We start from the raw sequence: 12412 nt of genomic DNA, 5'->3' as shown, positions 1-12412 counted from the left end.
AGCACCGTCCACCCGTTGGAAGAGGTGTGCCCGGCGCATGACCGATTTGGGTAAATCACTCCGGATGCGGAGACTCTCCGCCGTGGGGGACGGGAGATATCTCTTCGTCCCGCTCGACCACAGTGTGTCCGACGGGCCGGTGGTGTCCCAGGCCCGCTGGAACGGGCTGCTCGGCGCGCTGGTGGACGGCGGCGCGGACGCGGTCGTCGTCCACAAGGGCCGGGCGCGCGCGATCGCCCCGGGCATCCTGCGCCACTGCGCGCTGGTGGTGCACTTGAGCGCCGGCACCGTGTACGCGGCGGACACCGACGCCAAGGTGCTCGTCGGCGAGGTGGAAGAGGCGGTACGGCTGGGCGCGGACGCGGTGAGCGTGCACGTGAACCTCGGCTCGGACACCGAACACCGGCAGCTCACCGACCTCGGGACCGTCGCGGCCTCGTGCGACACGTGGAACATGCCACTGCTCGCCATGATCTATCCGAGGGGCCCGCGGATCGCCGATCCGCACGACCCGGCGCTGCTCGCCCACGCCGTCAACATCGCCGCGGATCTCGGCGCCGACCTCGTAAAGACGTCGGTCGCGCTGCCGCTGGACCGGATGGCCGAGGTGGTGGACAGCTGCCCGCTGCCGGTGCTCGCCGCGGGCGGCCCGCCCGACGGCACGGATCTGATCGGCCACGGGACCTCGTTGATGCTCGCCGGTTGCCGTGGCCTCGCGGTCGGCCGCCGGATCTTCTCCTCGCCGTCCCCCGCGTCGCTGGTGAAGCGGCTCGCGGCCGTCGTCCACGCCGTCGACACCACGGACACCGCCGACGCCGGAACGGCCCCCCATCCCCCGACGATTGCGACAGGTGCCGCATGAAGTTCGCCTGGATCGACCTCCGAGCCGTTCCGCAGAACAAGCTGGAGTCCGTCGTGGACGCCGCCATCCACACCCGGATGCAGGGGGTCCTCTGCGACGACGAAGCCGTCCTCAAGGCGCTGCCCCCGACCATCACCGGCGTCACCACCACCCCGGTGACCGATGAGAAGCAGCTCTACGACCTCGACGCCGACACCGCGGGCTGGGTCGACGTCCACGACGAACCGTCGCTGCGGCTCGCGTGCACCGCCGCCGTCGCGCTGCCCCTCACCGTGGTCCGCTTCGCCGACCCGACGAAGATCCCGCTGGAGATCGTGCTCGCCGCCGCGGACCGCTCCGAGGGCAAGCTGATCACCGTCTGCGCGGATCTGGAAGAGGCCGCCACCGTCCTCGACGTGCTGGAACGCGGCTCCGACGGCATCCTGCTGGCCCCCTCGGCCGCCGACGAGGTGTTCGCGCTGGCCCGGCTGCTGGAGGCCGGTACGGAGCCGCTGAACCTGACCACGCTGACCGTCGAGGGCATCGAGCACCACGGCCTCGGCGACCGGGTGTGCGTGGACACCTGCAGCCACTTCGCCGAGGACGAGGGCATCCTCGTCGGCTCGTACTCGACCGGCTTCATCCTGTGCTGCAGCGAGACCCACCCGCTGCCGTACATGCCGACCCGCCCCTTCCGGGTCAACGCGGGCGCCCTGCACTCCTACGTACTCGGCCCGGACAACCGCACCAACTACCTGAGCGAGCTGCGCGCGGGCCGCACCACCCTCGCGGTCGACGCCGAGGGACGCACGCGACCGGTCATGGTCGGCCGCGCCAAGCTGGAGTCCCGGCCGCTGCTGACCATCACCGCGCGCTCCCCCGAGGGCGTCGAGGTGAGCCTGACCGTCCAGGACGACTGGCACGTACGAGTGCTCGGGCCCGGCGCAAAGGTTCACAACGTCACCGAGCTGCGGCCCGGCGACGAACTGCTCGGCTATCTGGCCACGGACCAGCGCCATGTGGGCTTCCCCATCGGCGAGTTCTGCAGGGAACAGTGATGAGCGGCGAAATCGGCATGCGGACCCTCGTCGAGACGCTGTTCGACGCCCACCCCGGCGAGCTGCCCTGCCTCGTGCACGGCGACCACCCGGTGAGCCGCGCCGAGGTACGTACCGCCGCGGCCACCGAGGCGGAGGTGTTCGCCGAGTACGGCATCGGCGAGGGCACCACGGTGATGCTGCGGATACCGCCCAGCTTCACCCAGATCGAGGTGCTGCTCGCGCTGTGGCGGCTCGGCGCCCAGGTGATGCTCATCGACCACCGGCTCAAGCCGTCCGAAGTGGACGCCCTGCGCGCGCTGTGCCACCCGCAGTTCCTGGTCGGCGCGGGTACGGCGGGCCGCGCACCGCTGCGGTTCGAGCCCCGGTACGAGGTGGTCACCTCCCGCTACCCGGACGGCCGCCCCGCGACGACCGGCCACCGGCTGGTGCAGTTCAGCTCGGGCTCCACCGGGCTGCCCAAGGTGATCGGACGGACCCCGGCGTCCCTCGCGGCCGAGATCGAACGGTTCACCCGGATCGACGGCATGCCGACCCGGGGCGAACGGGTGCTGCTGCTCAGCTCGACCGCGCACAGCTTCGGGCTGATCGCCGGGGTGCTGCACTCGCTGCTCGCGGGCGTCTCGGCCGTGTTCGCCCGCCGGGTGTCGGCCAAGGACATCCTCGCCGCGGCCGGACACCACGATGTCCACGCGATATTCGGCACCCCCTTCCACTACGAACTCCTCGCCACCGCACGGGAGTTGCCACCCCTCCCCGCGCTGCGTGCGGCGGTCTCCGGCGGCGAGATCATGCCCCCGGAGACGGCCGCCCGGTTCGCCGAGCGGTACGGCATCGGCGTCGGCGAATCGTACGGAACCACCGAGACGGGCGTCGTCGCGATGGAGGTCAGCGGCGCCTCGCGCCCCACGGTCGGGCGGGCGGCCCCCGGGGTGCGCTTGCGCGTCCACGAGGGCGAGTTGGACGTCTGGATGCCGGACGGTTCCCCGTATCTGCACGCCTCCGGCGGCGGCCGGTACACCGACGGCTGGCTGCACACCCGCGACCGGGCCGAGCTGGACGCCACCGGCGGCGTGCGGCTGCTGGGCCGCGGCGACTCCCTCGTGGTCATCGGCGGCCTCAAGGTCGATCTGACCGAGGTCGAGGACGTGTTGCGCGGCCACCCCGGGGTCAGCGGGGCCGTGGTCGTCCACGCCGGTGCCACCGAGGCGTACGTGTCCACCGAACCGGACGGCCCCTCGGCCGGGGAACTGCTCCGCTGGTGCCGGGACCGGCTGGCCGACTACAAGGTGCCGCGCGTCATCCAGGTCCTCCCGGACCTGCCCCGCACCTCCAACGGCAAGCTCATCCGCCGCCGCGACACCCTGCTCGCCCGCTCCTCCCCGGCCCGCTGACCTCGTTTCACATCCGCTGCCATCCCCTGCCACAGAAGGGTTTCGCACCATGCAGACGGCGTTGGAGAAGGAGATCCGCCAGTTCGTGCTCAGCACGATCAGCGACGACATGAACCACCCGCTCGACGCGGACGAGATCACGAGCGACAGCCCCCTGGGCACCGGCGGCATCGACATCGACTCGCTCAGCCTGATCGAGCTGGTCCTGCGGATCGAGCGCCGGTTCGGCGTGAAGTTCCCGGACACCGATATCGAACCGGTCGGCGCGATGAACCTCGGCGACCTGGTCGACGACGTCATCAAGCGGGGCGCCACGGCATGATGATCACCACCGACGTGGTGCGGGAGCTGCTGTCCGACCCCAAGATCTTCGCCGCCCTGCCGACCGAACTGGACGACGACGCCGACCTGGCGCTGGACTCGCTGGGCCTGGTGTGGTTCCTGCACCAACTGGAGCTGCGCCACGGGCTGGAGATCGAACCGGCCGAGGCGTTCCTCGCCGAGTTCACCTCGATACGCCGGATCACCGCGTACCTGAACGATCACCACCTGGTGGACCGCCCATGAGCCATGAGGTGCTGCTGACCGGCTTCGGCGTCCATACGGCCTTCGGCACGGGGGCCGACGCGCTGCGGGAGGGCGTGTTCGACGGGAACCCCGCGTTCACCCCGATCACCCGCTTCAACCCCGCCCCCTACCGCACGAACCTGGCCGCGACGACCGGCGGCCCCGCCGTCCCGCTGCGCGAGGTACTGGCCGAGGTAGCCGGGGCGGCGACCGCGATGGCGGGCCTGCGGAGAGGCACGGAGGCGACGGTCCTGGTGGGCACCGCGGGCGACTTCACGGCCCTGACCCACTTCTGGCGCACCACGACAACCGATGAAGCCCCCTCCCCCGGCTCGCCCAGCGGCACGGCGACCCCAGGACCGCCAGGCGAGGCGGGCTCTCCTGGCTCGCCCAGCGGCGTGGGATTGCCGGGATCCGCCAGCGGTGCGGCGTTCCCCGGCGACGCGGTGTCCCCCGGCCCACCAGGGAACCCGACGCCCTCCGGCCTGCCCGGCGGCGCAAGGCCCCCCGGCCACCCCGGCGGCGCGGCGACACTCGGCTCCCCCGGCGGCCCGCAGTCCCCTGGCTCGCCCAGCGGCCTGGCGTCCCCGGGATCGCCCGGCGAGGCGGGGTTCCCCGGCTCCCGCGGCGGAACGGCGTCTCCCGGTCTGCACGGCGACGCAACGCCCACTGGCCACCCCAGCGGCCCGGTGACACCCGGCTCGTCCGGCGAGGCGGTGTCCGCCGACGTCCCCGGCGGCGGCGCGCAAGGCCACCCCCACGGCGGCGCGCAGAGCATCGTCGACCGCGCCGTCGAGACCGTCCCCGCCTGGCAGGCCGAGGCGCTTGCCGATGGGCTCGGGGTGCGCGGGTCCCGGTTGGCGTTCACCAACGCGTGCGTCGCCTCCGCCAGTGCCGTCGCGCACGGGTGTCAGCTCATCGCCTCCGGTCGGGCCGACATCGTGATCTGCGCGGGGGCCTACCTCGTGGAGGAGGAGAACCTCGCCAAGTTCGGCTCGGGGTTCGCCCTCTCCCGCGACGGGGCCGTGCGGCCCTTCTGCGCCGACCGCAGTGGGCTGCTGCTCGGCGACGGGGCCGCCGCCGTCGTGCTCGAATCGGCCGCGAGCGCCCGGCGCAGAGGCGCGCGGGTGCTCGGCGCGGTGACCGGGTGGGGCGTCGCCTCCGACGCGCATCACATCGCGCGCCCGCACCCCGACGGCGCCGGGCTGGTCAGCGCCGCCCGGCGGGCGCTGCGGCGGGCGGGCGGGCCGCGCGTCGAGTACGTGAACGCGCACGGCACCGCGACCAAGACCAACGACCCCGCCGAGACGCGCGGGCTGCGCACGCTCTTCGGCGCGGACGCGCCCCACGTGCCGGTCAGCTCGACCAAGAGCACGACGGGCCATCTGCTGGAGGCGTCCGGAGTGGTGGAACTCGTCATCACCCTGCTCGCCCTGCGGGACGGAATCCTGCCGCCCACCGCCGGGTTCACCGAACCGGACCCGCACTGCGACCTCGACTACGTACCGAACCGGCCCCACAAGGCCGACATCCGGCGGGCGCTCACGCTCAACGCCGCCTTCGGTGGCGCCAACACCGCGCTCGTCCTGGAGCGCGCATGATCGCCACAAGCTCGGGCCCGACCGCACCGCCCGTCTCCGGTTTCGTGGAGTCCCCCTTCAGTCCGCTCGTGCACCGGGCCGTCGAGCAAGCCCTGAACGCCCACCCCGGCGACGGCTCCCGGACCGCGATGGTCCTGGCCAGCACGATGGGCGACGCCACCACCCTCGACCTCGGCAGCCGCCGGCTCGTCGCCGGGCAGGTGCACAATCCGCTGCTGTTCATGCAGAGCACCGCCAACGCGATCCTCGGCCAGCTCTGCCGTGACTTCGCCATCACCGGCCCGCTGCTGTGCCTGTCCACCGTGGCGGATCTGGCCACGGAACTGCTGGCCACCGCCGAACTCCTCCTAATGGACGACGAGTTGGACCGCGTCGTCCTCATCGGCGTCGAGCTGGCCGCCACCGAGCGCACCACCGCCGCGTACGACCGACTCGGCCACGTCGGCCCGCCCGCCGAGGACCGGGCCGTGGCGATCGTGCTCGACCGCGACGACGACCCGCCACGCCCCCGTCCCCCGTACGACACCCCGCCCACCGAGTACGGCACCCTCCGCGGCCTGGTCGAGCTGGCCGCCCGAATCCAAGGGACCGACCACCCATGATCACCAAGGAAGAACGCGCGCGGATCAGCGAGGACGCCGCCTTGGGGGCCGGAAACGTGATCCACCGGCTCAAGGCGTACGGCAGACCACTCGACGAGCAGGTGCTGTGGACCGACACCGCCTGGCAGGCCCCGGACGGCACCCGCCCCGAGGTGCTGACCCTGGGCGAACTGCACGAGGTCGTCGCCCGCTACGCGAGCTGGTACCACGCACACGGGGTCCGGCCCCGCGACCCGGTGGCGATCCAGACGTACTCCAGCACCGAGTTCGCCATCAACTTCCTCGCGCTCACCTCCCTCGGCGCGATCCCGTCCTTCGTCAACGGCAACCTCCGCCCCGAGATCGCCCGCGAGTACGTACGCCGCCAGGGCGCCGTGGGCGCCCTCACCGACCAGGCCCACCACCCCGTCCTGGCCGCCCCCCACCAGGCCGGACTGGGCCTCGCCTTCTGCGCCACCGCGGCCGACATCCGCGCGGACACGGCCCGCGGCCCGCTCCCGGCGCCGTACCCGTACGCCCACCACCCCACCGACCCGATCATCATTTCCCACTCCTCGGGCACCACCGGCATGCCCAAGGCCGTCCCGCACACCCACGAGACGTTGCTGTACGCCCAGTTGCACCGGCTGAAGCTGTCGGTCGGCTCCTCGATGGGCAGGCTGCTGGTCGCGATGCCGGGCTCGCACAACGCCTCCATCTCGGTCATGCTGTTCGGCTTCCTGCTGCGCTCGCCCGTCCTGCTGCTGTCCAGCCAGCGCGGCGGCGACGTCCTGGACGCGATGGAGTCGTTCCGCCCGACCACGGTGTTCGCGTTCGCCGGAACGTACGGGGAGATGGCGGCCCAGGACCTGGCCGCGCGCGATCTGTCCAGCGTCGAAGCCTGGTACAACACCGGCGACGCCGCACACGAGACACACATCAGGGCGCTCATCGCCCAGGGCAGCCACGACACGGTCGGCCGCGACCTCAAGCGCTACCGGGCCACCGGCTCCGTCTTCACCGACGGACTCGGCTCCTCCGAGACCGGCTACTCGCTCTTCCACAACGGCCACAAGCCCGGCCGGTCGTCGTTCTCCCGCTGCGTCGGCAAACCGATGAGCTTCGCCGAGGCCGCGGTGCTCTCCGAGGACGGCACCCCGCTGCCACCCGGCGAGGTGGGGCGCCTCGGCGTACGCTCCCCCACCCTCACCCCCGGCTACTGGAACGACTCGCTGACCTTCCACCGGCTACGGCTCGGCGGCTACTGGCTCACCGGCGACCTCTCCTACCGCGACGAGGACGGCAACTTCTACCACCTCGACCGCGTCCCCGACGCCATCCGCACCGCCGCGGGCCTGGTATTCAGCACCCGCACCGAGGAGTTGCTGCTGCGCGAGCTGCCCGAACTCGACGACTGCACGGTGGTGGCCGTCGCCCCCGAGGGCGTACGCGCCGACTGGGACGGCGGCGGCACGGCCGACGCGTACGTCCTGCTCCAGGTGCGCCCGGGCGCGGCGGACGCGGACGACTGGACGGGCCGGGTCAACCAGGCGCTCACCGCCGAGGGCTTCCCGCCCCTGTCCGGAGCGCTCCGGATGGACGCCGACGACGTGGTGAAGGGCGCCACCGGCAAGGTGCTCAAGCGCGAGATGCGCGAACGCTTCCGGGCCCGCCTGACGGGCGGGCGCGAGCTGGACGGGACCGCGCGATGACGCCGAACCCCAGGCCCATGGACGTGTACCGCCAGTGGTGGCTGCACGACGCCCGCTGGTACCAGGGCGTGGCGAAGCGGTTCGGCCACGCGGCGGCCAACGAGATCAACGCCGAGGCGCTGCGCTACGTGGCCGTCCAGGTGGGCAAGCGCATCGCCCGCCAGTACGGCGGAAAACCCGCCGCCGACCTCGAAGAACTCCGTTGCCGGTACGACGCCTGCTCCGAGTGGATGTTCCCGAGCGAACTCCGCGACGGCGGCACGGCGGTGCTCCCGGACGGCGAGATCGAGCTGACCATGCGGCAGAACTTCGCCGTGGCCATGGTCCGGATGGCCGGTTCGCTGGACGGCTACGACTGCCCGTGTACGGACATCCACGCGGGCTGGTCGGAGGGGCTCGGCGTCGAACTCACCCGCAACTGCGCCACGGCGTGTCTGCGCGACGGCGACCCGGCGTGCCGTCTGCTGATGCGGCCCGGCTGACGCCACCCCACGGCCCGCCACGGCCCGCCACGGCCCGCTACGGTTCTCCGACCATCATCCGGGCGATGCCCTGGGGGCTGAAGACCTCCCGGGTGGCGAGGGCGATGCCGCCGTGGATCCCGGAGCTCTCGCCGAGCCGGGGCGCGATGATGGTCATCTTGCTGGTGGCCAGGGCGGGCGCGCGCCGGTAGACCACGGCGCGGACCCCGGAGAGCAGGTCGTCGCGGAGTTCGCTCAGCGGGCCGCCGACGACCAGCGTGCGGGGGTTGTACATGGAGACCAGCATGGCCGCTATCTCGCCGACGTCGGCGCCCGCCTGGCGCAGGGCGCGCACGGCGCGCGGTTCGTTGTCGGCCACGCGTTCCGCCAGCACGCGCACACCGTGCAGCGGATCCTCTCCGGTCGACTCGGGGATGCCGAGGCTGCGCAGAACGGCCGGGCGGGAGGCCAGCGCGCTGAGGCAGCCGACGTTGCCGCAGGAGCACAGGACGTCGCCGCCACCGGCGGCCCGGATGTGTCCGACGTCGCCCGCGGCTCCGTCCGCCCCGCGGTACAGCTCGCGTTTCGCGGTGACGATCCCGGCTCCCACCCCCGCGGAGATCTTGATGCCCAGCAGCGGAGTCTCCGCCTGCTCCTGGCACGCCTCGCCGAGGGCCATGAGGTTGGCGTCGTTGTCCACCAGGGCGGGGCACCGAAACCTCTTCCGCAGTTCTTCGGCCACCGGATAGCCGCCCCAGCCGGGCATGGCGCGCGGCCGCACCGTGCAGCCGCGCTGGCTGTCCACCGGCGCGGGCAGGCCCATCACCACCGCGCGCACCCGGCCGGGGTCACGGCCGCACCGCGTCAACAGGCCCACCAGGTGTTCGGTCACCGTCTCCAGCACGATTTCCGGCCCGGTCTCGATCCGAAGGCCCACGGTTTCCCGCGCGAGCACCCGCCCCGTGAGATCGGCGATCGCGACGTGTGACGCCAGGGTGTCGACGTCCGCCACGGCGACGGTCCCCGCCCGCGGGCTGAGCGCCAGCACCCTCGGTGGCCGGCCCCGCCCCGATTCGCTCGATTCGATCTCCTCCAGGATGCCGTGCGCGACGAGATGGTCGACCTGCTTCCCGACCGTCGTCCGGACCAGTCCGCTGCGCCGCGCGATCTCGGCACGGCTGGTCGCCTCGCCCGACACCACGAGATCCAGCACCCTTCGCAGCCCCACGGGGACGGAGGGCAGAAGGACCGGATCGGACTGAAAGCCCTCGCCTTTATGCACGTCCATGACAGTAATTTCGGCCCCAGAGGCCGTCAATGAGCGCGTCGTAGGTCCCTCGTTGGCCCATCTTTAGTCCATATAAAAAATTAAAAGTGGCATCTTGTTCCCGCGACGCGCACTAAACGATGGTGATGCGCACCCACAACGTTCAGGCCATGGCCGGTTCGTTTCGCTTCCCCGAGAGGACCCCACGGCATGGCCAGGCAAACGCATCGCATCGGCATCCTGGGCAGCGGAAACATCTTCGGCCGGTACGTCACCGGCCTGGCCCGCCACCCGGAGCTGGAGATCGTGCGGGTGGGCGACATCGATGTGGCCCGGGCCAAGCAGGCCGCCGCCGATCACGCCATTCCGGCCTGGGGCGACGACGCGGATCTGTACGCCGACGAGTCGGTGGACATCATCGTAAACCTCACCCCGCCGGTGCACCACGCGCGCACCATCATCACGGCCCTGGAGGCCGGAAAACACGTCTACGTCGAAAAGCCCCTGGCCACGACGGTCGAGGAGGGCCGGGCCGTGCTCGCGGCGGCCGACAAGAGCGGGCGCTTCCTGGGCTCGGCGCCGGACACCTTCCTCGGCGGCGCGAGCCAGACGGCGCGCAAGGCCGTCGACGACGGACTCATCGGCGCGCCGATAGGCGCCTCGGCCTTCATCGGCCACAGCAAGGCGGAGACCTGGCATCCGGACCCGCGCTTCCTCTTCCAGCAGGGCGGCGGCCCGGTGATGGACATGGGGCCGTACTACGTCGCCATCCTCGTGAACTGTCTGGGCCCGATCCAGGCCATCAGCGCGGCGAGCCGGATCGGCGCGCCGCACCGGGCGGTGACCTCGCCCGGCCGGGCCGTCGACTCCATCGAGGTCACGGTTCCCACGCATACCGCGGCCGTGCTGACGTTCGCCTCGGGAGTCCTCGGGACGGCGCAGATGAGCTTCGACGTATGGGACTCGGATCTGCCCTTCATGGAGATCTACGGCACCGAGGGCACGCTGTCGCTGGGCAACCCGAACCACTTCGACGGCGAGGTGCGGCTGAAGCGGCACGGCGACGCCGAGTGGTCCGTACTGGAGCCGGTGGTCGAGCCGTTCGGCGCCGTCGGCACCAAGGAGCAGGCCCGGCGCGGCCTCGGCGTCCGCGACCTCGCGGACGCGATCGAGGGCGGCCCGCACCGCGCGACCGCCTCGTTCGCCTTCCACGTACTCGAAGCACTGTGCGCGGTGGAGGAAGCCTCCCGGCAGACCCGCGTCGTGCACCTGAGCAGCACCTGTGAGCGCCCGCAGCCGCGCTACCCCGCTTGAGCTCGACCCCCCGTACAACCCTCAAGGAGCACCGATGTCGCCGAGAACGCCGGTCTGGCGAACCCGACTGATGGCAGCAGCCGCGGGCATGGCGCTGCTCACCACCGCCGCATGCAGCGCCGCGACCGATTCCGACCCCAACGGCGGGAAGAACACGGCCGCCGGTCCGGTGCGCGACGGCGGCACCCTCACCGTCGCGCAGGCGAGCGACGCCGACCCCGGCTCGTTCCTCAAGACCTCGGTCGGCAACATCCTGTCCGAGTACACGGTCCTGGAGACGCTGACCCTCATGGACGCCAAGACGGGCAAGCCCAAGGGCGTCCTGGCGAAGTCGTGGAAGCTCGCCCCCGACGCCAAGAGCATCGACATCACGCTCCGCGACGATGTCACCTTCCACAGCGGCCGCAAGCTGACGGCGCGCGATGTCATCTTCACTCTGAAGAAGGCGCAGGACCCGGCGACGGGCGCGGCGGGCCAGGCAATCGCCGAGCAGATCACCTCCATGCGGGCCAAGGGCGACCACGCGCTCACGCTCACCTTCAGCAAGCCGACGCCGAACGTCTTCGACCTGTTCGAGACGGCGCCGATCCTCAACCCCGCCACCTACGCCGACTACGCGGCGGGCAAGGTCGTCGACGGCACCGGCCGTTTCGTCTGGAAGTCGTGGACGCCCGGCGGCCGCATCGTGCTCACCAAGTACGCGAAGTACCGGGACGCCAAGAACACCCATCTCGACAAGATCAACATCGAGGACATCAACGACCCGACCGCCATCGTCTCGGCGATCCGCAGCGGTCGCGCCCAGTACGGCGTCGGTGCGGCCGCCCTCGACGCCCGCAGCCTGAGCAAGCAGCCGGGCTACGCCCTCCTGTCGTCGGGCGGTTCGGCGATCCCGCTCTCCCTGGACGTGACGAAGGCGCCATTCGACAAGAAGGAGGTGCGCCAGGCGGTCCAGTACGCGATCGACCGCCGCCGCATCGTGCAGCAGGTCGAGGGCGGTCACGCGGACGCGACGAGCCTGCCGTGGAAGAAGACCGCCGTCGGCTACGACGCCAAACAGGCGGAGCACTACAGCTATCAACCGGGCAAGGCCAAGAAGCTGCTCGCCAAGGCGGGAGGGGTGAAGGGCGCCACGTTCAAGGTCGTCACCCTCAACACTCCCGAGGCCACCAGCGTCTTCCAGATCGTCAAGAACAACCTCGCGGCCGTCGGGCTGAATGCCAAGCCCGAAGTACTGAGCGCGACCGAGTACGACGGGCGGATCGCGAAGCGGGACATGGGTACGCCCGCGGTCCTGATGATGAACAGCAACGCCCTGCTTCCGGCGAGCGCGGTCGCCAGCAGGCCCGAGTTCGTCCCGAAGGGCAACCTCCTGCACGTCCAGAGCCCCGCGTACACGAAGCTCGTCAAGGCCGTCACCGATGCCAGCACGCCCGCCGCGCAGAAGAAGGCGCTGCACGACTACAACGCCTACTTCCTCGACCAGGCCTTCGCGGTTCCGCTGATCACCCGCCCGACCCTGTCGGTCCGGTCGACCTCCGTCGGCGGCATCGCGCCCACCCAGGCGGGCTTCCTGAACCTCGGCCAGGCGTGGCTGTCCGAGCCGAAGGGGTAGC

At 71.6% G+C, this 12412-nt stretch carries 12 protein-coding genes; 11 read left to right on the top strand and 1 reads right to left on the bottom strand.

All coding sequences use genetic code 11. The features are described from left to right. Positions 1 to 37: 37 nt before the first annotated feature. The 9 genes from ACZ59A_RS20920 to ACZ59A_RS20880 are packed head-to-tail and all read left to right on the top strand — an operon-like array spanning position 38 to position 8236. A complete protein-coding gene (locus ACZ59A_RS20920) occupies positions 38 to 862 on the top strand; it encodes a 2-amino-3,7-dideoxy-D-threo-hept-6-ulosonate synthase (protein ID WP_470960578.1) in 825 nt (274 codons plus the stop codon). Then, a complete protein-coding gene (locus ACZ59A_RS20915) occupies positions 859 to 1899 on the top strand; it encodes a 3-dehydroquinate synthase II (RefSeq protein WP_470960577.1) in 1041 nt (346 codons plus the stop codon). The genes ACZ59A_RS20920 and ACZ59A_RS20915 overlap by 4 nt, the downstream gene beginning before the upstream one ends. Further along, entirely contained in the window at positions 1899 to 3293 is a 1395-nt protein-coding gene (locus ACZ59A_RS20910) for a class I adenylate-forming enzyme family protein (RefSeq protein ID WP_470960576.1), read from the top strand. Before ACZ59A_RS20915 ends, ACZ59A_RS20910 begins: the two co-directional genes overlap by 1 nt. 49 nt (positions 3294 to 3342) lie before the next feature. Continuing rightward, positions 3343 to 3615: an acyl carrier protein gene (locus ACZ59A_RS20905; RefSeq protein WP_468046107.1), complete on the top strand. Its 273-nt coding sequence runs from the start codon at positions 3343 to 3345 to the stop codon at positions 3613 to 3615. Further along, positions 3612 to 3860: a phosphopantetheine-binding protein gene (locus tag ACZ59A_RS20900; RefSeq protein ID WP_470960575.1), complete on the top strand. Its 249-nt coding sequence runs from the start codon at positions 3612 to 3614 to the stop codon at positions 3858 to 3860. Before ACZ59A_RS20905 ends, ACZ59A_RS20900 begins: the two co-directional genes overlap by 4 nt. Further along, positions 3857 to 5461 (top strand): beta-ketoacyl-[acyl-carrier-protein] synthase family protein, encoded by a 1605-nt coding sequence (locus ACZ59A_RS20895; RefSeq protein WP_470960574.1) that lies wholly within the window; start codon positions 3857 to 3859, stop codon positions 5459 to 5461. Before ACZ59A_RS20900 ends, ACZ59A_RS20895 begins: the two co-directional genes overlap by 4 nt. Beyond that, positions 5458 to 6063: a hypothetical protein gene (locus ACZ59A_RS20890; RefSeq protein ID WP_470960573.1), complete on the top strand. Its 606-nt coding sequence runs from the start codon at positions 5458 to 5460 to the stop codon at positions 6061 to 6063. Before ACZ59A_RS20895 ends, ACZ59A_RS20890 begins: the two co-directional genes overlap by 4 nt. Next, complete coding sequence (locus tag ACZ59A_RS20885; protein WP_470960572.1) at positions 6060 to 7754, top strand: class I adenylate-forming enzyme family protein; 1695 nt, start codon at positions 6060 to 6062, stop codon at positions 7752 to 7754. The genes ACZ59A_RS20890 and ACZ59A_RS20885 overlap by 4 nt, the downstream gene beginning before the upstream one ends. Further along, complete coding sequence (locus ACZ59A_RS20880; RefSeq protein WP_470960571.1) at positions 7751 to 8236, top strand: hypothetical protein; 486 nt, start codon at positions 7751 to 7753, stop codon at positions 8234 to 8236. Before ACZ59A_RS20885 ends, ACZ59A_RS20880 begins: the two co-directional genes overlap by 4 nt. Positions 8237 to 8273: 37 nt before the next feature. Here ACZ59A_RS20880 and ACZ59A_RS20875 read toward each other — a convergent pair whose 3' ends face one another. After that, positions 8274 to 9503, bottom strand: coding sequence for an ROK family transcriptional regulator (locus ACZ59A_RS20875; protein WP_470960570.1), 1230 nt, complete (start codon positions 9501 to 9503; stop codon positions 8274 to 8276). Positions 9504 to 9692: 189 nt separating this feature from the next. On the opposite strand from ACZ59A_RS20875, the gene ACZ59A_RS20870 reads away from it, so the two are divergent. Together ACZ59A_RS20870 and ACZ59A_RS20865 are read left to right on the top strand one after the other, a co-directional pair. After that, entirely contained in the window at positions 9693 to 10796 is a 1104-nt protein-coding gene (locus ACZ59A_RS20870; protein ID WP_470960569.1) for a Gfo/Idh/MocA family protein, read from the top strand. 34 nt (positions 10797 to 10830) lie between these two features. After that, positions 10831 to 12411 (top strand): ABC transporter substrate-binding protein, encoded by a 1581-nt coding sequence (locus tag ACZ59A_RS20865; RefSeq protein WP_470960568.1) that lies wholly within the window; start codon positions 10831 to 10833, stop codon positions 12409 to 12411. The last annotated feature ends 1 nt before the right edge of the window (position 12412 follow it).

It is taken from the genome of Streptomyces sp. NPDC040405, assembly GCF_055595765.1.
Note: the sequence above shows the minus strand (reverse complement) of the source record. Positions and strands in the feature narration are given on the sequence as shown.

What these genes read in the sequence shown, in the direction of transcription:
- ACZ59A_RS20910 (WP_470960576.1), top strand. Translation starts at nt 1,899, where the DNA reads ATGAGCGGCGAAATCGGCATGCGGACCCTCGTCGAGACGCTGTTCGAC.
- ACZ59A_RS20920 (WP_470960578.1), top strand. Translation starts at nt 38, where the DNA reads ATGACCGATTTGGGTAAATCACTCCGGATGCGGAGACTCTCCGCCGTG.
- ACZ59A_RS20875 (WP_470960570.1), bottom strand. Translation starts at nt 9,503, where the DNA reads ATGGACGTGCATAAAGGCGAGGGCTTTCAGTCCGATCCGGTCCTTCTG.
- ACZ59A_RS20915 (WP_470960577.1), top strand. Translation starts at nt 859, where the DNA reads ATGAAGTTCGCCTGGATCGACCTCCGAGCCGTTCCGCAGAACAAGCTG.
- ACZ59A_RS20885 (WP_470960572.1), top strand. Translation starts at nt 6,060, where the DNA reads ATGATCACCAAGGAAGAACGCGCGCGGATCAGCGAGGACGCCGCCTTG.
- ACZ59A_RS20895 (WP_470960574.1), top strand. Translation starts at nt 3,857, where the DNA reads ATGAGCCATGAGGTGCTGCTGACCGGCTTCGGCGTCCATACGGCCTTC.
- ACZ59A_RS20865 (WP_470960568.1), top strand. Translation starts at nt 10,831, where the DNA reads ATGTCGCCGAGAACGCCGGTCTGGCGAACCCGACTGATGGCAGCAGCC.
- ACZ59A_RS20900 (WP_470960575.1), top strand. Translation starts at nt 3,612, where the DNA reads ATGATGATCACCACCGACGTGGTGCGGGAGCTGCTGTCCGACCCCAAG.
- ACZ59A_RS20870 (WP_470960569.1), top strand. Translation starts at nt 9,693, where the DNA reads ATGGCCAGGCAAACGCATCGCATCGGCATCCTGGGCAGCGGAAACATC.
- ACZ59A_RS20880 (WP_470960571.1), top strand. Translation starts at nt 7,751, where the DNA reads ATGACGCCGAACCCCAGGCCCATGGACGTGTACCGCCAGTGGTGGCTG.
- ACZ59A_RS20890 (WP_470960573.1), top strand. Translation starts at nt 5,458, where the DNA reads ATGATCGCCACAAGCTCGGGCCCGACCGCACCGCCCGTCTCCGGTTTC.
- ACZ59A_RS20905 (WP_468046107.1), top strand. Translation starts at nt 3,343, where the DNA reads ATGCAGACGGCGTTGGAGAAGGAGATCCGCCAGTTCGTGCTCAGCACG.